General features: G+C 47.5%; 19 protein-coding genes. 15 read left to right on the forward strand and 4 right to left on the reverse strand.

Annotated features, from left to right (window positions below):
* Positions 1-164 precede the first annotated feature (164 nt).
* From MKZ13_RS08625 to MKZ13_RS08645, 5 genes are all read left to right on the forward strand, one after another.
* Positions 165-710, forward strand: a complete 546-nt coding sequence (locus MKZ13_RS08625; protein ID WP_339183350.1) for a ClbS/DfsB family four-helix bundle protein — start codon at positions 165-167, stop codon at positions 708-710.
* On the forward strand, positions 710-1,249 hold the full coding sequence (gene pgsA / locus MKZ13_RS08630; RefSeq protein WP_221822764.1) for a CDP-diacylglycerol--glycerol-3-phosphate 3-phosphatidyltransferase: 540 nt from the start codon (positions 710-712) through the stop codon (positions 1,247-1,249). The genes MKZ13_RS08625 and pgsA overlap by 1 nt, the downstream gene beginning before the upstream one ends.
* Before the next feature lie 44 nt (positions 1,250-1,293).
* Positions 1,294-1,887 carry a leucine-rich repeat domain-containing protein gene (locus MKZ13_RS08635; protein WP_221822765.1) on the forward strand — a complete coding sequence of 198 codons (594 nt, stop codon included), beginning with the start codon at positions 1,294-1,296 and terminating at the stop codon, positions 1,885-1,887.
* 157 nt (positions 1,888-2,044) lie between these two features.
* Complete coding sequence (locus tag MKZ13_RS08640) at positions 2,045-2,470, forward strand: GNAT family N-acetyltransferase (RefSeq protein WP_221822766.1); 426 nt, start codon at positions 2,045-2,047, stop codon at positions 2,468-2,470.
* Positions 2,471-2,509: 39 nt separating this feature from the next.
* Complete coding sequence (locus tag MKZ13_RS08645; RefSeq protein ID WP_221822767.1) at positions 2,510-2,947, forward strand: GNAT family N-acetyltransferase; 438 nt, start codon at positions 2,510-2,512, stop codon at positions 2,945-2,947.
* A gap of 219 nt (positions 2,948-3,166) precedes the next feature.
* Here MKZ13_RS08645 and MKZ13_RS08650 read toward each other — a convergent pair whose 3' ends face one another.
* Genes MKZ13_RS08650 through MKZ13_RS08660 form a run of 3 tightly spaced genes read right to left on the reverse strand, consistent with a single transcriptional unit; the run spans position 3,167 to position 5,343 of the window.
* Positions 3,167-4,549, reverse strand: coding sequence for an erythromycin esterase family protein (locus MKZ13_RS08650; RefSeq protein ID WP_339183354.1), 1,383 nt, complete (start codon positions 4,547-4,549; stop codon positions 3,167-3,169).
* 60 nt (positions 4,550-4,609) lie between these two features.
* Positions 4,610-4,813 carry a helix-turn-helix transcriptional regulator gene (locus tag MKZ13_RS08655; protein WP_175399435.1) on the reverse strand — a complete coding sequence of 68 codons (204 nt, stop codon included), beginning with the start codon at positions 4,811-4,813 and terminating at the stop codon, positions 4,610-4,612.
* Between the two features lie 23 nt (positions 4,814-4,836).
* Entirely contained in the window at positions 4,837-5,343 is a 507-nt protein-coding gene (locus MKZ13_RS08660) for a DUF6773 family protein (RefSeq protein WP_339183357.1), read from the reverse strand.
* A gap of 298 nt (positions 5,344-5,641) precedes the next feature.
* Here MKZ13_RS08660 and MKZ13_RS08665 point away from each other — a divergent pair, with 298 nt between their 5' ends.
* Both MKZ13_RS08665 and MKZ13_RS08670 read left to right on the forward strand, forming a co-directional pair.
* Positions 5,642-6,862 (forward strand): RtcB family protein, encoded by a 1,221-nt coding sequence (locus tag MKZ13_RS08665; RefSeq protein WP_339183361.1) that lies wholly within the window; start codon positions 5,642-5,644, stop codon positions 6,860-6,862.
* A 249-nt stretch (positions 6,863-7,111) separates the two neighbouring features.
* Complete coding sequence (locus MKZ13_RS08670) at positions 7,112-8,290, forward strand: DUF4272 domain-containing protein (RefSeq protein ID WP_339183363.1); 1,179 nt, start codon at positions 7,112-7,114, stop codon at positions 8,288-8,290.
* A gap of 160 nt (positions 8,291-8,450) precedes the next feature.
* On the opposite strand, the gene MKZ13_RS08675 is transcribed toward MKZ13_RS08670, so the two are convergent.
* Positions 8,451-9,491 carry a LacI family DNA-binding transcriptional regulator gene (locus tag MKZ13_RS08675; RefSeq protein ID WP_339183365.1) on the reverse strand — a complete coding sequence of 347 codons (1,041 nt, stop codon included), beginning with the start codon at positions 9,489-9,491 and terminating at the stop codon, positions 8,451-8,453.
* A 526-nt stretch (positions 9,492-10,017) separates the two neighbouring features.
* On the opposite strand from MKZ13_RS08675, the gene MKZ13_RS08680 reads away from it, so the two are divergent.
* From MKZ13_RS08680 to MKZ13_RS08715, 8 genes are all read left to right on the forward strand, one after another.
* Positions 10,018-11,397: an extracellular solute-binding protein gene (locus MKZ13_RS08680; RefSeq protein ID WP_339185371.1), complete on the forward strand. Its 1,380-nt coding sequence runs from the start codon at positions 10,018-10,020 to the stop codon at positions 11,395-11,397.
* A 125-nt stretch (positions 11,398-11,522) separates the two neighbouring features.
* Positions 11,523-14,450 (forward strand): extracellular solute-binding protein, encoded by a 2,928-nt coding sequence (locus MKZ13_RS08685; protein WP_339183368.1) that lies wholly within the window; start codon positions 11,523-11,525, stop codon positions 14,448-14,450.
* 75 nt (positions 14,451-14,525) lie between these two features.
* Positions 14,526-15,437: a sugar ABC transporter permease gene (locus MKZ13_RS08690; RefSeq protein ID WP_047842211.1), complete on the forward strand. Its 912-nt coding sequence runs from the start codon at positions 14,526-14,528 to the stop codon at positions 15,435-15,437.
* A gap of 2 nt (positions 15,438-15,439) precedes the next feature.
* Positions 15,440-16,303 (forward strand): carbohydrate ABC transporter permease, encoded by an 864-nt coding sequence (locus tag MKZ13_RS08695; RefSeq protein ID WP_339183371.1) that lies wholly within the window; start codon positions 15,440-15,442, stop codon positions 16,301-16,303.
* Between the two features lie 11 nt (positions 16,304-16,314).
* On the forward strand, positions 16,315-17,781 hold the full coding sequence (locus MKZ13_RS08700; protein ID WP_339183373.1) for an NHL repeat-containing protein: 1,467 nt from the start codon (positions 16,315-16,317) through the stop codon (positions 17,779-17,781).
* On the forward strand, positions 17,762-18,382 hold the full coding sequence (locus tag MKZ13_RS08705) for a YIP1 family protein (protein WP_339183375.1): 621 nt from the start codon (positions 17,762-17,764) through the stop codon (positions 18,380-18,382). Before MKZ13_RS08700 ends, MKZ13_RS08705 begins: the two co-directional genes overlap by 20 nt.
* Before the next feature lie 14 nt (positions 18,383-18,396).
* The gene (locus tag MKZ13_RS08710) at positions 18,397-20,982 is read left to right on the forward strand and encodes a DUF5696 domain-containing protein (protein ID WP_339183377.1); all 2,586 of its coding nucleotides are present in this window, start codon (positions 18,397-18,399) and stop codon (positions 20,980-20,982) included.
* The gene (locus MKZ13_RS08715) at positions 20,979-21,878 is read left to right on the forward strand and encodes a sugar ABC transporter permease (protein WP_076209260.1); all 900 of its coding nucleotides are present in this window, start codon (positions 20,979-20,981) and stop codon (positions 21,876-21,878) included. The genes MKZ13_RS08710 and MKZ13_RS08715 overlap by 4 nt, the downstream gene beginning before the upstream one ends.
* Positions 21,879-21,905 lie beyond the last annotated feature (27 nt).

The following is a 21,905-nucleotide window of genomic DNA, read 5'->3' on the forward strand; positions in this document are numbered from 1 at the left end:
TAGGTTGAGTAAAGGGCAGCTGTATTGTTTACAGACTGCCCTTTGTCTTACAGAAATGAATAGAGCGAACTAAAAAAAGGATGATTATGGAATTGAGTCGAAATGATGATAGAGTCCATGCTTCTGATTCGTGTAAAACTGTGGAACGAGGGGAGTGGAGCAGCGTGCCTGGAATTCTATATGCCTCGAAGAAAGAATTAAGTGAGACGATTCGACGCACCTATGTATTATTTGAGGGAGAATTCAATGACATCCATAACAGTGACAAAGATAAGTGGGTTGAAGGTGTGGATAAAACCCCTGCCCAGATGGTCGCCTACCAGCTGGGATGGATGAACCTGGTGATGGATTGGGAGCGAAAGGAACAGTTGGGACATGAATGTCATATGCCTGCACCAGGGTATAAATGGAACCAATTGGGGCCGTTAAATGAATCATTTTACGAAAAGTATTCAGGTTATACGCTGGAGGAGCTGCGCTCTTTGTTTCGGGAGACAGAACAACAATGGCAGAACTGGATTAACTCCCTTAGCGAAGAGGAGTTATTTGTACAAGGGATGAGACAGTGGACGGGTACCAAGCCTGGGTGGGCTATGGTGAAGTGGATCCAGATTAATTCGGTAGCCCCTTTTAAATCTTTTCGGACCCGAATTCGAAAATGGAAAAAAGGTCAGTTAGCCAACATGGATGTGAGGAGTGGAGATATCTAATGAATCTGGCAAATAAAATCACGTTGGCTAGAATCGCGTTGATTCCATTGTTTATGATCTGTTTTCTCAATCAGCAAAACGTGATGATTGCACTAATTATATTTGCAGTAGCAGCAGGTACGGATAAATTGGATGGATATGTGGCGAGGAAATATAATCAGATCACGAATCTGGGAAAGCTGCTCGATCCACTGGCGGATAAACTGTTGATTGCGGTAGCGCTCGTCATGATGGTTCAGGAGAATATGATCAGTTCATGGATTGCTGTAATCATTATAGGACGTGAAATTGTGATTACAGCGTTACGAATGGTAGCAACAGAGCAGGGCATTGCTCTCGCAGCCGATCGGTATGGAAAAATCAAAATGGTGCTTCAGGTGGCAGCCATCATTGCGATTTTGTTGAACCATGTTCCGTTTAGTTTGCTAACTGAGGTGCGGGTTGATGTGATTTTATTATGGCTGGCAACAGGAGTTACGCTGTTATCGGGATTGAATTATATTCTAGTAAACTATAAGTTGCTACAGACAGGAAGGTAGGAATATAGGAAGACCCATGAACTACGGCTTCACAACGCAATTGGTTGCAAAATGATGTGGATGATCCGCTGACCAAAGATGAATTGGCGGCAGCTCTCATTCAGACTAATGGAGGATTGTATGCAAGAAATGCGGGTATTTCCGATGTGACAGGGCTGAACTCCCTGCAAAAACTAGATCTGAACAGTAATGAGCTTGTTCATCTGCCAGCTGGAATTGCCGGACTATCTGATCTGCAATACTTGGATGTGAGGAACAATTCCATCCCCCTGAGAGAAGAGCCTGACTTCACAATGCATCACACGTTGCTGCAACGTGTGTACATGTATAATTTTGATGATGCTGCCCCTGTGCTGGTGGAGGCACCTGCGGGTAATATCGCTTATGTTCATGGAGATGAGATTGAGATCGACCTGTCCTTTATGTTTGAGGATGAAGATGACGCTAGGTCGACCCTCATCCTACTGGCTGACTCCCCTGATCCACAATTGGCAGATGTCAGAATGGATGGACAGAAACTATACATTACTGCACTGGGGACGAGTAGTGAGCCAATTCGGATAGAGTTGAAGGTTACGGACCTTCTGGGCAAAGTTGGTGTAGGTCACGTGTACGTTGATCTGAGAGAAATAGAGTAGCGTATTTTAAAACAGCATATGTGAACAAATGCAAGTTACATCAACGTGCCTTCCGCTATGGAAGGTACGTTTTTTTATTTTTGTAAAGGATAACTTTATGTTAAAATATGCAAGAAATGAATGAGGCTGTGAGTAATGATGATAGGGGGAGCAGAGGATGTCCCAAATCAATATCAATCCAAGTACTTCAAAGGATTCAGAGTATGTTCGCCAGCAATTAGTCGCATATAATGCTGCACATGTGAGCGAGGAATTAAGGCATCGGTACGAAGAATTGAATTTCAATATCAAAAATGAGACTGGCGAGATTGTTGCAGGTGTGCTTAGTACACTTTGCTGGAACTGGCTGGAGGTTGATATTCTTTGGGTGGATTCTGAACAACGGCATCGGGGATATGGTTCACAGTTGTTGCTTGAAGTTGAGCGAATTGCACGAGAGAAATCTTGTGATTTTGTCATGTTGAACACTTTCTCCTATCAAGCACCGGAATTTTACAAGAAACATGGCTACCAATTGATCACAACGATCGAGAATGCACCGACTGGACACAGTCATTATTATTTTAAAAAGGACCTTACTTAAGACAAAGCATGCGAAATAGGAAAAATCAGGAGGGTTATGATGATTACCATTAAAGGAATCAAACTTGAAGATTTACCGGCACTAAGCCAGCTATACAATGAGTTGATGGGAACGCCTACCAATGAGCAACAGATGAAAAAGATGTTTCATTACATACAACAGAATGGTCATTATCATGTGCTTGGAGCATTTTACAATGACAGGCTGGTCGGGTCCGTTATGGGGATTGAGTGTATGGATCTGGTGGGTCCATGCAAACCGTTCATGGTTGTGGAGAATGTGATTGTATCGGATCAGGTACGCAGGCAGGGCATTGGGCAGAGGTTAATGCTCCAGATTGAGCGGATTGCCAAAGATATGGGTTGTGGTTACATGATTCTGGTGTCTGGTGATCAGCGTAAGGAAGCACATATATTTTATGAGAAGTTAGGTTTCAAGGATGAGAAGGTTCAGGGTTACCGGAAGCATCTTAATTGACTATTCTTCCTGTTTTCGTGACCGAAAACAGCGATTGTTATTAGCTAACACATCGACGTGGAGTTATGGTGCAGTCGACCAAGGTAAATAGAGACACGTGAGTTGGAAAACAAAAAAAAGAGAGCTGGCAGCTCTCTTTTTGTATTTATTCCTTGCTTTGTTCTTTGGAGCCGGATGAGGATGATCGAATATATTGCGGTGGATGAACATCATCAATCATTAAAATGCCGTCATACTGATCGCGTGGGACAAAACTCTCAGGATCATGCCCCAGCTGTATGCAAATCGTGGTTCGAACATCCATGAGTTGCCTGTTTCCCTGTTCTGATACCGCAGGTCCAGAAAACTGTAGGGTGTATTCGTTGCTGACATGATGCCTTCAATGGAACCGGGTTTTGCCGGCTCAACGGCATGAAGTCCGCCGGAATTATCGGCCGTTTGACCGCTGGATGCATACAATCCCAAAACATAACTTGATTTTTTCATTTCTTCCGAAAGTTTTTCTCCCATCATGGTTATGGGATAGGGCGAGCCCATGACTTCGCTATGCGCCTTTCTTATGTGATCGTTATGTCCCCATACAATAAATTTTTCGTTGGGATACACTTCGGTAGCGAGCCACATGAGATTGTCATGCATCGCCTGATCACGCCACTCCATGGAATCAAAAAACGACTCATATTTTCCTTCATCCATTTCAGCCGTTGCACGGATCGAAAGATCGACATATTCCCTTGCTACACGAATTCGATCACTGAGGCTTCGCTCCAGCAGCATGGAAAGTTTCGGTTGATCCGGGTATTCTTTTTGCAGATAGGCCTGGTTAGATTTGGATTTCAGGGATTGAAGGACATCTTTGTATACCTTGATAATTTCATTTTTCTCAGCGCGATAGGCTTTCAGATCCGTTCCGGCAGAGAAATTGGACATCTTTTGTTCCGTTTGTGTGAGTCGCTTGGCGAGCTCTTTATCCTTCAGCCAGTTACCGTCCAACAGTGGGAATTGCAGTTGCATGTCGAAACCGGTTAGAATCAGGGGTCGTTCAGTCTGTGCGCTCGTTTTGAGATAATCGAATAAAGGCATGATTTCCTTGGACCACCAGACGCCGAAGATGGAGTTTTTCATCGTTTGTTCGGGAAGTTGCTGTTTTACCATGGTATTAGCAAGCGATGTGTTGGAAAGACCGCTTTCAAAGGCAAGAATGTTGTATCCCATTTCCTGATGCAAAAACTGGATCAGCCGGGTCTTCGCCAGATTAAATTCGGCAACCCCATGGGAGCTTTCACCCAGAAACACAATTCGCTTGTCATAGAGTAGAGGTTTCAGCATCTCCAGATCCGAGAAGGAATCGGGCTCCTGACCTGTCTTCACAGGCTGGATGCTATCCAGTCGATATGCGTGATCTCTAGCCCATTCGTTCCATTCTGCAATTTTCTCATCCGACGTTTTCGCGGATTGCACCTGGGTTACCTGCCCCTGAATGGTCTCCATGGTAGCTGATGCTGCAGCACCTGCATGTCCGGCTGGATAGAGTGAATTGGCCAGTATGGCGGTAGTCAGAGCAAGTACAGCACCCGTTTTTCTTTTCCTGAAATAGTTCAAAATAATGCCTCCTTCATCATATGCGTGATAATAAATGATTTCGTAATGGAACCATCCGGCTTATGTCTGCTCTTCGTCCCAGAACAGGTCATTCAGTGTTCTTGAGAGTGCCTTGCATATGGCAATACATAAGCTGAGGGACGGATTATACTTTCCCAGTTCAATGAGACCAATGGTTTGCCTCGATACACCAACGATCCGTGCCAGATCGTCCTGCGATAGATCCTTTTCGACCCGGGCGACTTTCAATCGTATGTTTTTCATGCTCATTCACCCTTGTATCCTTTCTATGAATCCCACTGATCTTTTCGAGCGGCTTTTTGACTCGCCTTGTTTGCGAAGTGATGAACGATGACATTGAATCCTGCAAAGAGCGGAATATAAAGCAGCAGTGAAATAATAAAAACGAGGAAGAAAAACCACCACTTCTCATTCGCCGTTTCGGCAAACAAAACAGAACTTCGGATGCCCAGGAACAAGGCCATAGAAAAACCGATAACAAGACCCGTAATTATGTTGCGCAGGCTATATGAAATTTTGCTCGTCTGGTCATGGACCTCAACTTCATCCGAATAAATGCCCAGCATGACGGAACGAATTCCGAAATAGATACTTCCTGCGAGAAGTACGATCACTTCCGTCAGCATGGAGTAAGTCTCCCAACTGAGAAAGCTTTTGATCAGGATGGAGATGCCGCAGATCCACATGATTAAAGTGTAAGCTTCCTTATACACCTTGTTTTTCAGATTGACGATACGCTCATCCTGATTGCCATTTGTTTTAAACCATTTCATGATTGACCTCTCCTTCATAGAGATTGAAAATAATGTGGTAAATATTTCTTATGAGCTTCATGATAATATTATTCGAGTCTTTTTGCAATATATATATGTCATTTTGTTTGGTATAAAATACAATCTGTGAAAATAAAACAAATCTAAAGTTACACAATAACGTACAGCGACTGGTAGAGGACACTGCAATCGAAGTGGCATTGTGTATCATCCGGCAGGAATTGATTGACTGCCCATACGGCATAAATTTTGGTAATATATACAAAGTGTTTGATAAGACAGGAGGTTTATATAGAGTATGAGAATCGTAGATAACATTAAAGTCTGGGGGGAGCCGCTGGAGAACGCCGTAAGTCAGGCGGTGACTTGCTCGCAATATGGGGATGTACTGGGTGTGGCTCTCATGGCCGACCATCACAAAGGCTACTCGCAACCCATCGGTGGTGTTGTCGCTTACCGGAATATGATCAGTCCGTCAGGTGTCGGATACGATATTGCCTGTGGCAACAAGGCTGTGCGCACAAATCTGATGTGGGACGATATTCGGGATCAGATTGTAAAGATTATGGATGACATCAATTCGACCATATCTTTCGGTGTGGGCCGCAATAATCCAACACCCGTGGATCATGAGCTGTTCGACGACGCGAGCTGGAAGCTGTTTGATACCATTGAACCGGGATTACAACATAAGCTGAAGACACTCGCACGCAACCAGCTTGGAACTGTAGGCAGTGGCAATCATTTTGTGGATATTTTTGTAGAAGAGACAACGGGAAAGGTATGGATCGCGAATCATTTTGGCAGTCGCGGGTTCGGTCACAAAGTGGCGAGTGGATTCCTTAACCTCGCTGCAGGACGCGAGTTCAGTGGCAAAGCTCCTGGTGAATCGATGGATCAGCCGCCTACATTGTTTGACCTAAATAGCGAAATGGGTGATATGTATTGGGACGCAATGACTTTGGCGGGCCGGTATGCCTATGCAGGACGAGACTATGTCATTGAACAGGTGCTTGGAATTCTCGGGGCAAGTGCTGAATATGCCGTTCATAACCATCACAACTTTGCCTGGAAAGAACAGCACATGGGTGAAGAGGTAGTCGTGGTCCGCAAAGGCGCAACGCCGCTGGCACCCGGGCAGCTCGGTTTTGTCGGTGGAAGCATGGGAGATATCTCGGTAATTGTGGAGGGGATCCACAGCGAAGAGAATACCGAATCATTCCGCAGCACTGTGCACGGAGCAGGGCGTACGATGAGCCGAACGCAGGCGGCTGGCAAAATGAACTACAAGCTGCGCACACGCATGGGCGGTGAGATTAGTGAAGCACAGATGCATGAAGCAATTCGTGCCTATGGCGTTGAGCTCCGGGGAGCGGGCACAGACGAAAGTCCGTTTGTGTACAAAAAACTGCAAGACGTACTGAACGCACATGCCAATACGCTGAAAATCAACCATGTGCTGCGTCCCGTTGGTGTCGCCATGGCCGGAGGTAATGAATTCGATCCGTATAAGGATTAGTCATATATGTTCAACTGAACATTTACACGATAACGGAGAGGGCAGAAATAACTTGAAGAAGCGGAGCGTTCGCCTAAAAGCTTTCTAAAAGAAAGCTACATCGGAAGCATACGCTATCATCGGATTTCCCCTTTCCAAAAAAAAGGAATAAAAAAATCTGGGGATAACAGCGATCGGAAAGTTATTCTGCCATCGGAGTGCCAGTGTAAATATTCATTAGTTGAACTATATATAGAGAGGGTGAACTTCATGAGAAATTGTGCGATATATAGCTCTCAATTTGACCTGGATCAGCTGTTTGCAGTGATTCTATCCATTTATCCTGAGGGTACGATTGAACGCCGGGAAGACAAGACCCATATTCAAGTGACGCAGAAAAAATGGCTCAGTAAGAAAACCAAAGGCTTTAATATCATGACCAGCCAGACACATCCTGAGGAATTTACGACAATGATTCAAGGGATGCTTGGTTTTTTGAGTCAGATTGAAGGGCGCAATGCTTCGCTCCAGGAAAAGGTACTGATCAAATGTTCCACATTGAATATGGTGGTTGGTATTGAGACGGAAGAGGACATATCGGAAGAATTCTTCGGCGAGTTATTGCGATTGGCGGACTCTCTGGATGCTGTTATCTTCTGGGGAGGTGGATCTCTGCTCAATGCACAAGGCCAGCTATTGCTGGATGTAAATGGAGATTCTGAGGTGGAGGATTACACCGTGACAGCACACACCAGCTTCCTGGATGGCGATACACCCCAGTCCGAGTCTGCAATTCAACGTAAAGTGCGGTCAGAGCAACGCTTAACCGAACAAGGGGTTCCGTTTAATGCGAACTTGCCCGCAAGAGCCGGAGACGAGCACACGACGATTCGGAGTGAAGCGGAGGTCGCGCGCCGTGCGGTTGCCCTATGTCTTGCCGCTCTTAAAGGTGAGTGTCTGGGAGCAGGCGAAAGTGCGGAAGATACCGCAGCGTTGGTTCAGGAAGTGATTGACAAGTATGAGGCGGAATCCTTTTTCTCACCCGTTGAGAAGAGGTTTATCGACCAGCAAGGAGCAGAGCAGCAGGAAATCATCTCCTTCTCTTGGGGATATGAAGCGTTCCACGTGATGTTGTGGGCGCTTGGTTATGTGAAGGAACTGGGTGCACCAACGGAGTTGTGTAACGTAGGGAAGGATGTCGGTTATTTGCAGCAGAAGGATAGTTTTACCGAGTTTCTCTCCGATGCATCTCTACGCAGTAAGAGCGAGATTCTGGATGAAGCAGATCTGATCTACCGTTACAACTGGGTGTGTGTGGATAGTCGGGTAAATGACAGAACGCCTCCCGCTGGTTTGAATGGTGGGGTGGCCTATGAACGTCACCGTGCATTGAACTGGCTGATCTGTTACCTGGATCAGGACTGGGATGATGTGCGCACGGATACGTAGAACGGCCCAACATAAAATAATCAAGCCAAATAACCCAAAAGCCGTATGATTACACGGTTAAAGGGGTATTTGGCTTGCTGTTCTGTGTGGCATAAGTGTTATTCCATATATGATTTTCAGTATGTGCACTCACATATGTACCACCATGTATCCTACCTTATTAGCCGCTATGCCGGCTGAACTGTTCACGAATAATAACGTCAGCAAGAATCAGCTTTTTCTCTACGCTGCTCTCTGGGTTCGCAATGCGCCATAACATCTGATCCACTGCACGTGACCCCAGCAATTCCTTGTTCACATTGACTGTGGCCAGTAAGGGAATATTGTCGTATAGATTATCAAATCCAGTCACAACACACTGATCGGGTACACGAATGCCCATACTTTCAAGAGCTTCTATGGTGTATAGCCCATAGAAATCATTCGCACATACAAACACTTCAGGCAGGTTATCCTCATGGATCACTGAAGTGAACGTCTGGCGGAACTCATCCAATGCCTGATTACTCAACTCGGGAATCTGATGTATTTCCATCCCATGACCCATGAGCACAGAAGTATACGCAATCCAGCGTTCATAGAAGCTATGAGCATCCCCGATATTGCCAACAAACTGGAATGTTTTGAAGCCCTTGCGGAGCAAATAGAGCATGATCTCTCGCATGGATGCAAAGTTATCGGTGAATATGCTGTCACTGTGAAAAACAGGGTCCAGATGATCCACCATCACAACCGGAATACTGAGCCGTTTGATTTCAAGCAGAATCGGGGTAGAGATAGAGCCAACGGTAATGATTCCTCGAATGGCATCCGGGTTGAGCAGGGTAAATAGCTGGTCTGCTGAGGGTTCCGTCAAGGTCAGAATATTAATCCCTTTTTGGTTCAGCTTGGAAGAAATCCCGTTAAAGACGGGTCCCCAGTATACGGAGTCTTGATTTTGATACCGAACATTGGGGAACAAAATCAAGATCGTTCCGCTTGAACGTGTGTTCTTCGGTTCCTGAAGTTCATGGTTGTTATACAGGTCACCAGACAACATGCTGTTATCTTTGAAATATCCAAGTTTGCCGGCGGCCTTGAGAATAACATCCCTCGTCTGATCGCTAACTCCCGATTTTCCAGACAAAGCTCGTGACACCGCGAATTTCGACAAACCCGTAAAATGTGCAATTTCCTGAATTGTTACCTTCGTTTTCATCATACCATCCTTACACTCGTAGTTCTGCCGTATTCCTATTTGGAGCGATATCCAACTGATTCTAGTATAGCATGATGTATTTCTCTTAATCTAATAACGGATAGAGAATTCAAAATGTTAGTGATTCGCAGCATTTTACGATAGCCATCCAACGTGAAGGTAAGCATATTTTCAGATAGTATGACGAATATTGTCTTAAGAATTATTATTTTGTTATTTAAATAAAATAACAAATGATTGAAATGTAGTGCTGATTATAACAAGTGTGTACTTAGGGAATGACCTGGTGAATAAGCTATAATACAGCTAAAATATAGCTTTATCAGCATTTTATCAGAATAATTAGAAAATGTTAACAACAAAAATGTTGACGCTTACATTTCGCTGTGTTAAATTTTGTTTGTCAAAAACAAACAAGAAAATAACAAATGGTGGTGGTCGTTTATTTTCGATTGGTTGATGAGTGGGGTTAATGATTTAGGGTGAACCATGATTGGTATACACATTCGGGGAGGTTGTTAAAATCATGATGAGAAGATGGAATGTTCTACCTCTGATGTTATTGGTTGTGATTCTTTTTGTATCCGCTTGCAGTGGTGGGGGGACAACGCAGACGGGGACTGATGCAGAGGGAACAACGAATTCAGGCAACAGCACCGAAGTCGCTGAAACAGAGAAAGAAGACGTAGCTGAAGAAGTTGTGGCGAATGTGCCTGATCTGGGTGGACGTGTCATCAAGGTTGCGGCCTGGTGGGATCTGAAACCGGCGGGAGAGACGGCCTCGGATAAGGCCAGACTCGATAAAATTGCAGAGGTAGAGAAGAAATACAACGTGAAACTGGAGTTTGTCAACGTACCTTTCGAAGAATACATGAACAAATTCACAACGTCTGCACTAGCCGGCGAACCATTCGCTGACATCGTTCAGATGGAATACAAATCCGCACTACCTGCCATCCTCAAAGGGCAATTGTTGCCCATCTCCGAATTCACTACACCTGAGAACAACATCAATCAAGAGGCAAACCTGATTGCTAAATTCCCTGCCATTGCGGGCAACGAGTACGCCTTCGAATCTCCAACCAGCATCGGTCTAGGACTTCACTATAATCGTGACTTGTTCAAAAAACTGTCATTACCTGATCCGCAGGACCTGTATAACCAAGGTGAATGGAATTGGGATAAATTCTTGGAACTCGCCAAACAGGCAACCAAAGATACGGATAATGACGGCAAAACAGATGTATACGGTTTTTCTGGGTGGGCCCTTGATGTCGTTCGTCATTTTACTGCAGCCAACGGTGGAACCATCGTGGATGATACCAATAGCAAAGAGGGATTATCCGATCCGAAAACGATTGAAGCTGCTGAATTCGTCAAACGCCTGTATAACGTGGAGAATGTCGTGAAGGTCAAAACCGGCGACAAAACCAACTGGGAGGAAAGCAATACGTTCAAGGATGGAGACGTAGCTCTGTTCACTGCTGCTGAATGGCAGTTGGGCGATCTCACCTTTGCTGTCGGCGTTGTACCGATTCCGAATGGGCCACAGGGTAGCAAAGAGGTAACGTATGCAAACAACGCGGCATCGGCGAAGTTCATTCCAAAAGGTGTGGAGGATCCGAAGATCGTCTACCAAATCTATGAAGAGACCTTCGACATCCCGCAGATTGAAGAGTATCCAGGTCAAGATTATCTGGAGAGTCGTTATACCGATGAGAAGGATATTGCGATCATTCGCGAGCACATCGCTGGAACGGGCCGCATTTTACTGGATGATGCTTACACGGGTTACCCATTTGGAGATTACGTGAACGATATCATCAAAAACAACGCTTCCGTGACAGCAACAGCGGAGAAATACAAAGCACAGGCACAAGCTGCCATTGATAAACTCGGCAAACAATAAAAACACTTATCACCAGTAAACGATTCAGGCAGGGGCTCGTGTCGGCAAGGTTGCACGGAGTCCCTTTTTCCTGAACCACCAAATCGGCATTGCTGGCATCAGCCTTGATGAGGAGGACTCGTAGGATGGCTGGAATTCTACAACGTAAGACATGGATATTGTCCACAGTAATCATCGTGGCGGCAGCCTGCATCATTTTATATGTAACTTCCGGCGCTGATGTGAAGAGTGCAAACATTCCGCCTGGCAGTCTGCCTGCCATTGAAGTGGATGCAGTCTTGCAGCAGACCCGGCAGAAAAAGGGGTACGAACAGTATCGATCCGGAACGGATCAGGCAACACAGCCGAATGTGGACATCACCATTGAAGCAGGAGATTACATAAAAGCCGAAGGTGAGGACGTCCGTAAACTGACTAATTATGAGGGAATGGATGGTGTATCTCTCCATACCGGAGAGACCGGACAAGTCGATTGGACCATTAACGTGCCGGAGACCGGGCTGTATAACCTGTCCGCCACCTATTATCCCGTTGAAGGCAAGAGTTCGGCCATTGAGCGTGCATTGTACATTGATGGTGAACTTCCTTTTGCGGAAGCCGCCTATTTGCAGTTTGATCGGGTGTGGGCGAATGAGAAAGATGTTGTGGAGCAGGACAATCAAGGTAATGACCTTCGCCCGAGACAAGTGGAGCAACCACGCTGGATGGAAGAAACGTTTCAGGACTCCGACGGGTACGAACAGACTCCATTCAAGTTTTATTTGGAAAAAGGGGAACACACGCTAACGCTAAAATCATCACGCGAACCCATGGTGATTCGGTCCATTCGTCTTTTCAATGAGAAGACAGCTGTTCCTTACGCGGAAACTGCAGGTGCACAACAGTCGGATTCCTCCGGGCAGCCGAAGGATGTACTTATTCGCATTGAAGGAGAAGCCGCGATTGCCAAATCTTCACCTACGTTATACCCGACCAGCGAAAGGTCAAGTTCTGCTGTATCTCCTTACAGCGCTTCCCAGGTACGCATTAATACGATTGGCGGCTTTAACTGGCGTCTGCCGGGACAATGGATTGAATGGGAAGTGGATGTGCCGGAGAGTGGACTTTATCATATCGGTTTTACCGGACAGCAGAATTTTGTCAAAGGCATCTATTCCACACGCAAGCTCACCATTGATGGTGAAGTTCCGTTTGCAGAGATGGCCAAAGCTCCTTTCCGTTATCAGAGTGACTATCGCATTGACATCATGGGCGGCAAGGAAGCATACAAGTTTCACTTGGAAAAAGGAAAGCATGTGCTACGGCTGGAGAACAGCCTCGGAGATTTTGCACCTCTTATCCGCAATGTGGAGGACAGTCTGTACAACTTGAACTCCATGTACCGACGAATTCTGATGATTACAGGTACGAAGCCTGATGAATTCCGGGATTACCGGGTGGAGAAACAGATTCCGAACCTGCTGGAAGTGTTCAGCGGGGAAAGTAAACGACTCAAAGACGTGGCCGCACAGCTTCGTCTTCTGTCAGGACAGTCCAGTGATCAGGAAGCGCTGATCAAGACAATGGCGCTTCAACTAGATGAGATGATCGACAAGCCGGATACCATTCCAAGACGGCTTGCGGCTTATAAAACCAACACGGGTGGTCTCGGAACATGGGTGCAGCAGGCACGAGAGCAACCCCTTGAGATCGACGCACTGTACGTCACTTCGATCGATCGTGATATTCCCGGAACAGGCATGGGACCACTCGCGAAGCTTGGTCATGAAGCCAAGATATTCTATCATTCGTTCTTCATTGATTATAACCAGATCGGCAATGTAGCCACTTCAGAAGATCAGCGCACGGTAACGGTCTGGATTGGTAGCGGACGAGACCAGGCGAATACGATGAAGGCGATGATTGACAAGACCTTCACACCAGACAGTGGCATTAACGTGAATCTGAAGCTGGTCAACATGGGAACCTTGCTGCCAGCGACGTTGTCCGGTGAAGGACCCGATGTTGCCATGCAGATCGGTAATGACCTGCCCGTGAACTTTGCGATGCGGAACTCGGCTGTAGATCTGACGCAATTCAGCGACTATAGCATCGTAGAACAGGAGTTCAGGGAAAGTGCAATTGTACCGTATGCCTACGATTCGGGCGTATATGCCCTACCGGAAACGCAAACCTTTAACATGCTGTTTTATCGTAAAGACGTGCTCGAAGAACTCGGACTTGAAGTGCCTCAGAACTGGGAGGATGTCGAGGCTCTACTCGCGATTCTGAGCAAAAATCACATGGAATTCGGCATGCCGGTTGTGACCCAGGCGAATATGCAGGGTGTCAATATTCCGCCGAACTCGCAGTATGCAACGATGCTGCTCCAGAACGGCGGCGCATTCTATCGTAACGATGACAAGGAATCGGATCTGGATTCAAGGATCGGAATTGAGACGTTCAAGCAGTGGACGGAGTTCTATACCGATTACAAGCTGGAGCGGGAATATGATTTTGCCAACCGTTTCCGGACAGGACAGATGCCTATTGGACTAACGGATTACACGATGTACAACCAGTTGTCTGTATTTGCACCGGAGATTCGCGGACTATGGGGATTCGTTCCAGTGCCGGGAACCGTTCAGGCAGATGGTACCTTGAATCGGGACGTACCGGGTGGAGGTAGCGCGGTCATGATGCTGGAGGGTGCCAAGGATCAGGATGCGGCGTGGGAGTTCATGAAGTGGTGGACCAGTACACCGATTCAGGCGGAATTCGGACGGGAGATGGAAGGACTGATGGGTGCGGCTGCCCGTTATCCAACGGCCAACATCAAGGCACTGGATTCCCTGCCTTGGCCTGCGGAGGATTATGCGAATCTCAAAGCCCAATTCGAAACGGTGAAGGGTATTCCCGAAGTACCTGGTGGTTATTTTACAGGCCGCCATCTGTTCAATGCATTTTACAAAACCGTTGTTGGCCAAGTGGAAGCCAGGGAATCCATCATGGATTATACCCAATATATTCAGGACGAGATTCGCGTCAAGCGTACTGAATTTGGTCTTCCGTAAGCAGAGGGAGGGTTAATCGTGCCACAAATATCACTCCGAGACGGACAAAACAGTCCTCCTGAGAAAGCGTCAAGGATGGGCATGAAATCGTGGTGGAGCTGGAAGCTCCAGGAAATGAAGGCCAGCAAACATTCCTATGTTCTGCTTGCACCTTATATGCTCCTGTTCCTCATGTTTACCGTGATTCCGGTTGTCATCTCGATCATACTCAGCTTCACCTACTTTAACATGCTGGAATTTCCACGTTTTATTGGCTGGCAGAACTATACCCGCCTGTTTCTGGAGGATGATGTATTCCTGATTGCGATCAAGAATACGCTGCTGTTTGCCATCATTACCGGGCCGATCAGTTATATTGCCTGTTTTGTCTTCGCGTGGATCATTAATGAGTTAACTCCGAAATGGAGAGCGTTCATGACGCTGATCTTCTACGCGCCCTCCATTTCAGGCAATGTGTATTTTATCTGGCTGATGATTTTCTCGGGAGATCGTTATGGTATTGCTAATGGGCTGTTGATCAAATGGGGTTTTCTGCTGGAGCCGATCCAATGGCTGAAGACAGAAGCTTATATTATGCCCATCCTCATTCTCGTGCAGCTGTGGCTGAGTCTGGGAACCGGATTTCTGGCGTTTATCGCCGGTTTGCAGACTGTAGACCGGACGTTATATGAAGCAGGAGCGGTAGATGGGATCAAAAATCGCTGGCAGGAACTATGGTACATTACCCTGCCTTCGATGCGTCCACAGTTGATGTTCGGCGCAGTCATTCAGCTGACAACCTCGTTTGCCGTGGCCGATGTGTCGATCGCGCTGGCCGGGTTCCCAAGCGTGAACTATGCAGCAGAGACTGTGGTGACCCATTTGATCGACTTTGGCACAACACGATTTGAGATGGGCTACGCATCGGCGATTGCCACCGTGCTGTTCATGATTATGGTGGGCACCAACTTGCTGGTACAGAAACTGCTTCGAAGGGTGGGAGAATAGCTATGGCTGCAATTGCGACAGGCAAAAAGCGGGTGAATCGCTCGCTATCGGGAAGCCTCTCCCTGTTTGCCCTTCTGCTCGTATTCGGTGCTTTCATGGTACTGCCGTTGATCTATGCGATCAACAATGCATTCAAACCTTTGGATGAAATCTTCACCTTTCCACCAACTTTGTTTGTCAGAAATCCCACGTTCAGCAACTTTACGGATCTGCTGAATCTGCTGAGTGACTCGTGGGTGCCGTTCTCACGTTATATATTCAACACGGTATTTATTACAGGTATCGGAATTGTAGGCCATGTGCTGCTAGCTTCCGCAGCGGCCTACCCGCTTGCCAAACACAAGTTTCCAGGCAAAGTATTCATGTTCCAGGTGGTCGTACTCTCACTGATGTTCACACCAGCGGTGACAGCCATTCCGAACTATATGATCATGTCATGGCTCGGATGGATCGATACCTACTGGGCCGTCATTATTCCGGCATTTGCCTATTCACTCGGGTTGTATCTGATGAAACAGTTCATGGAGCAGATCCCGGATGCGCTGCTGGAAGCAGCCAAGATTGATGGTGCCAGTGAATACCGGATCTTCTGGTCCATTGTGATGCCCAATGTGAAGCCAGCCTGGCTTACATTGATCATTCTGCTGTTCCAGATGTTGTGGGGCAGTGATGGGAATGGATACATCTACAGTGAGCAGCTCAAGACCCTGCATTATGCAGCGGGTCAGATTATTCAGGGCGGCATATCCCGGGCAGGAGCGGGTGCTGCGGTAGCACTGATTTTGATGAGTGTGCCGATCACGCTATTTATTTTCTCTCAGAGCCGAATCATTGAGACGATGGCGAGCTCGGGCATGAAGGATTAAGGGGGAACGATATGGCACGCACAGTGAAAAGATGGCTTGTTCTCCTGGCGGCAGTATCTCTGCTGCTGGTGAATGCCGTGCCTGCGGCGGCCTCCCCGGCGCCGTATGAGAGTTACAATTACAACTATTGGAAAGAGGCTGTTCCCTCACCGGATGCCTATCTGCCCGAGCGTACCCTATCAGGTCGTGACCTTGGCATTAGTGAGTTCAAAGACCCCGGTGATGTGAACGTTTCTCCCTCCGGGTTGATCTATATTTTGGATAGCGGCAACAGCCGAATTATCGTATTGGACACCAGTTTTAAGCTGCTGCGCGTCATCGATGGATTCATGATGGATGGTAGCAAGGAGACCTTCAACCTTCCGGGCGGATTGTTTGTGGATGAAGAAGAACACATCTATGTTGCCGATACGGGCAACAGTCGTGTGGTTGTCCTGGATGGAGAAGGAGCGCTGATTCATACGATCACGAAGCCAGAATCGGATATCCTGTCGACCCAATTCCAGTTCCAGCCCTTGAAGTTGACGGTTGACCATGTGGGCCGGGTGTACGTTGTGGCACAGGGGGTCTACGAGGGGATTATGCAGTTTGACGAGAGCGGAAAATTTATCGGATACGTCGGTACGAACAAAGTGGAGCGGGACTACGGCGAATATATCTGGCGCATGTTATCGACCAAAGCCCAGCGCGCACAGATGGTCCTGTTTGTCCCAACGGAGTTCTCCAATGCGGATATCGACCACAAAGGATTTGTGTATGCGACGAATATTGATCCTGGCTCGAATGAACCGATCAAACGTCTCAACCCGTCTGGCGAAGATGTACTGAAGCGGTTTGGTTATGTTGACGTCAAAGGCGATATCCGGTTTCGCAACAATCCCGGTCCATCCAAACTGATTGATGTGAAAGTGCTGGGTAACGGCATGTACAGTGTACTTGATGCGACACAGAACCGGGTGTTCACGTACGACGATGAAGGTCATCTGCTCTACATATACGGTGGCAAAGGAAATCAGGTGGGCACGCTCAAAACGCCTGTTGCTATTGAACAATCCGGTGAGCGCCACTTGGTTCTGGATCGGGGCAAGAACAATCTTGTCGTCTATGAGCCAACCCGTTTTGGTTCCCGTGTGAACGAAGCGGTGGCACTCCACTATCGCGGAGAGGACACGGAGGCCGTGAATATTTGGCAAGAAGTGCTGAAGCTGAATGCCAACTATGACATCGCCTATATTGGTATTGGCAAGTCCTTATTAATGGAGAAGAAAAACGAGGAAGCGCTGGGTTACTTCGAACTTGGGATGGATCGCAAGAGTTATTCTGTCGCGTTCAAGAGACACCGGCGGGAGATGATGAAGGAACATTTTGGTACATTCCTGACCGCTGCGATCGCGCTGATTGTCATTCTGATCCTGACCCGGGTGGCGGTTAAATGGAGACGGAGGAGGCAGGTTGATCGTGAAGCAGGATTTCATTAAGTTTCCGCTGCATCTCATTTTTCACCCCATTGATGCATTCTGGGACCTCAAGTCAGAAAACCGGGGACGGCTGTTTGTTGCTTTTGCAGCATTGGCGCTTACCATTGTCATGATGATTTTGCAAAAGCAGTACGCAGGATTTCTCGTCAATTACATCGATCCTCGTACGATTAACAGCATCATCGAGATTGCCACGGTTGCAGTGCCATTCTTTCTATGGTGCACAGCCAATTGGGCTGTAACGACCTTGATGGAAGGGGAAGGGAAATTCAGAGAAATCGTTCTGGCGACAGGATACTCGCTCATTCCGGTTATTCTGATCTATGCCCCGATGATCGTGATCAGCCGCTTCATGGTGCAGGAGGAGACTGCTTTTTATTATCTTTTTAATAGCATCGCGTTCTTCTGGTTTGTGTTGCTTTTGTTCATTGGCATGATGACGGTTCATCAGTACACCGTGATTAAAACAATCATTACGATGGTGCTAACGCTCATTGTGATGGGCATTATCGTATTCCTTGGTGCCCTCGTCTTCAGCATGCTCCAACAGTTGTACGAATTCGGTTATAACATCTACCGTGAGTTGATTTTCCGGACCTAAAGGAGGCGGCATCCGTGAACAAAAGGCAACGACTATATACGGTGCTGGCTGGTGGTGCAGCTGTAATCATGATTGCAGCGGGGCTGCTGTATATAAACAACAGGGGGGTTCCAGCCGTGGAAGCTGCGGCTTATCTGGATACAACAACCCAAGCCATGCCCGTCACGGAGGAACCGTTGCAATTCCTTGACGACTCTTCGCAGGGGGTGCCTGGTATGCAACTGGTCGCCGAAGATCAGGGATTGGCCCTGTACTACAACGAGGAGACAACAGAAATTGCAGTACGTGACGGAAAAAGTGGAGAGATCTGGTATAGCAACCCGAAAGAACGGGATGGGGATAGTCTCGCTTCCGCATATGAAAAAGAAGTGCTGTCCTCCCAGCTGAACGTGTCTTTCCGGGATGCGATGGGAACACTGGAGAACTTCCCGAATTTCAGTTCCAGCATCAGCAACAAGCAATTCACTGTGGGGCAGATCGATCAGGGGATTCGGGTGAACTATACGCTTGGTGATACGTCGCTTGGCATTGACGCACTGCCGAAGTTGATTAGCAAGCAGCGCCTGGAGGAGAAAGTGCTTTCCAAACTGGACGCTACTGTCGCAAGATACACATCTGCCCGTTATTATCCAACCAAGAACAATCCGGATATTCTGGAGCGGCTGGATGGACAGATCTCGAAGCAACTTGTGCTGAACAAGATGTTGGCAGCCTTTGAGACGGCGGGTTACACGGCGGACGATCTGGCTTTTGACAATCAGGAGAATGGTGTCGAAGGCGGAGGTGTATCGGATAAACCCAGCTTCGTGATTCCTGTGGAATACCGACTGGAGCAGGGAGCACTTGTTGTGACCGTGCCTCTGAGCCAGATAGAGGAAAGTGGGCAATACCGCATTCGGAATATTGATTTGCTCGCTTATTTTGGTGCTGCGGATACGAAGGGTAAGGGCTACATGCTCGTACCTGACGGTTCAGGCAGTCTGATCCACCTGAACAACGGGAAAACCCAGGAAGAACAGTATGTACAGCGCGTATACGGCGCAGACCCCAATGATAATTCGCTCAGTCGTCCTCAGGTTAGTGAATCCGCGTATATGCCTGTGTTTGGTCTGAAGAACGGGGAGAATGCCTGGTTTGCAGTCATTGAAAAAGGGGATGGCATTGCCAGTATCTCCGCAGATATTGGAGGCAGACAGAATAGCTACAACCATGTACACGCGACCTTCTCCCTGCGGGGTGAGGATGAATTGGAGATGTACACCTCGCAGAAAATGCAGGAGATTCAGCTACTTAGCGATGAGCCTTTCCGTGGAGATATTCAGGTCCGTTATCATTTCCTTCATGGAGAAGATGCCAGTTACTCGGGTATGGCCCGTCTGTATCAGCAGCAGTTGATCGAGCAGGATGTATTGAAGCCGCTCACAGAACAGACGGAGTTGCCGTTCTATGTGGATGTGCTTGGTGCAGTGGACAAAAAGGCTTCGTTTCTGAGTGTACCCTATCGGACCACTTTAGCCATGACCACGTACGAACAGGCTACAGAAATGGCAGCAAAGTTACAGCAGGATGGTGTGAACCGCGTACAAATGCGGTATCAGGGATGGTTTGGAGGTGGCATCAGTCATCATACGCCAACCCAGGTGAAGTTGGACAGTGAAGTGGGCAGTCGTTCCGAATTGCAGGCGTTGTCCACCAAGCTGGAGCAGTCGGGTGGATCTCTGTTCCCGGATGTGGCTTTCCAGCACATTTATCACGATGATATGCGCTTTGCTCCTTCCTCGGATGCAGCGCGTTTTGTCACAAAGGAGACAGCAGAACTGTATCCGTACAATCCTGCACTTAATCGCATGGATCAGAGTAGGGACAGCTATTATTTGCTCTCAGCGGCCAAGCTGCCTTATGTAGTGAGTGAGTTTGCTGACAAATTCAATCAACTGGACCTTGGCGGATTATCCCTTCGTGATCTCGGGCAAGTCCTGACTTCAGATTATCGGGATAGTCGGGTGATTCATCGGGAGACGGCGAAGAACATTGTGAAGGAGCAACTTGGCAAGTTGGCACAGTCCTATCCGAACCTGATGGTATCCGCAGCAAATAGCTACGCTTGGGGAAGTGCACAACATGTTGTGAATGTACCCGAAGGGTCGAGTCGGTTCAATATTACCGATGAAGAAGTTCCTTTTTATGCGATGGTCATTCATGGGTACATGAACTACGCAGCATCTCCGATGAACACGTCGGGGGATCAGGATCTCCGCAAACAGTTACTGCGCAGTCTGGAACTTGGGGCAGCTCCGTATTTTCAATGGACCTATGAACCATCATCCAAGCTGAAGCTGACGAATTATGATTCGGCATACGCAACCGAGTATGGCTATTGGGTGGATGATGCTGTTGCTTTGTATAAGCAGGCTAATGAAGTGCTGGGAGAACTGGAGAATGAGCAGATCCTGAAGCATGAACGCATTCAGGATGGCGTGGTCCGGATCACCTATACTGGGGGTACATCCATCCTTGTGAATTACAATGCGGATGCAGTAACCGTGGATGGGACAACGGTTGGCGGGACGGACTATGTGGTGGAAGGAGTGAACCGATGAGAACTATTCGATTATCGCTGAAGTCACGGAGAGCGCTGCTTGGACTTGCATTTATATCGCCGTGGCTGATCGGTTTCATCTTCCTCTTTGCAACGCCACTCCTGCAATCCATCAGGTTCAGCCTGAGTAACCTGTCTGTTGCTCCGGGCGGATACGTCCTGGAATACGTCGGATTTAAAAATTTCAAGGATGCGCTTCTGGTTGACGCGACGTTCAACCGGATTCTGGTTGATTCGGTTGGAGCAATGCTGCTGAATGTGCCGATGATACTGTTTTTCAGTTTGTTCACGGCGACACTGCTTAACCAGAAGTTCAGAGGCAGAACGATGGCGCGTGCAATCTTCTTTTTGCCGGTTATTCTGGCTTCCAGTGCAGTTGCAGCAGCTGAGTCTGCGGGATTAATCAATCTGATGGGAGATGCAAGTGCGGTCGATGCATCTGCTGATGGCGGGGCTTCGTTCAATGTGGTATCCATTGTGCGTATGCTGGCGGATGTGGGATTGCCGATGGCCTATGTGGATTACATTGTAGAAGCCATCATGCGGATCTATGAGATTATTAGCAGCTCTGGTGTCCAGATTCTGATCTTCCTCGCCGCGCTGCAATCGGTACCGGGATCGATGTATGAGGTTGCAAAGATCGAAGGGGCGACAGCCTATGAATCATTCTGGAAGATTACATTTCCCATGGTCAGTCCGTTGATTCTGACAAATGTCATCTATACCATTATTGATTCCTTTGCCGGAAGTCCGGTCACACAAGCTATCTATCAGACCGCATTCAAAACCCAGAACTTTGGCTTAAGCTCGGCGATGTCCTGGTTATATACCTTGGTGATTGGCCTTGTACTGATCGTAGTGGGCTGGGTGTTGTCACGGCGGGTTCATTACAACTGACGGTTAACGTTGAGGGAGGCTTCAGAT

Origin of the sequence: Paenibacillus sp. FSL R5-0701 (assembly GCF_037973995.1) — a bacterium.
Classification (GTDB): domain Bacteria; phylum Bacillota; class Bacilli; order Paenibacillales; family Paenibacillaceae; genus Paenibacillus.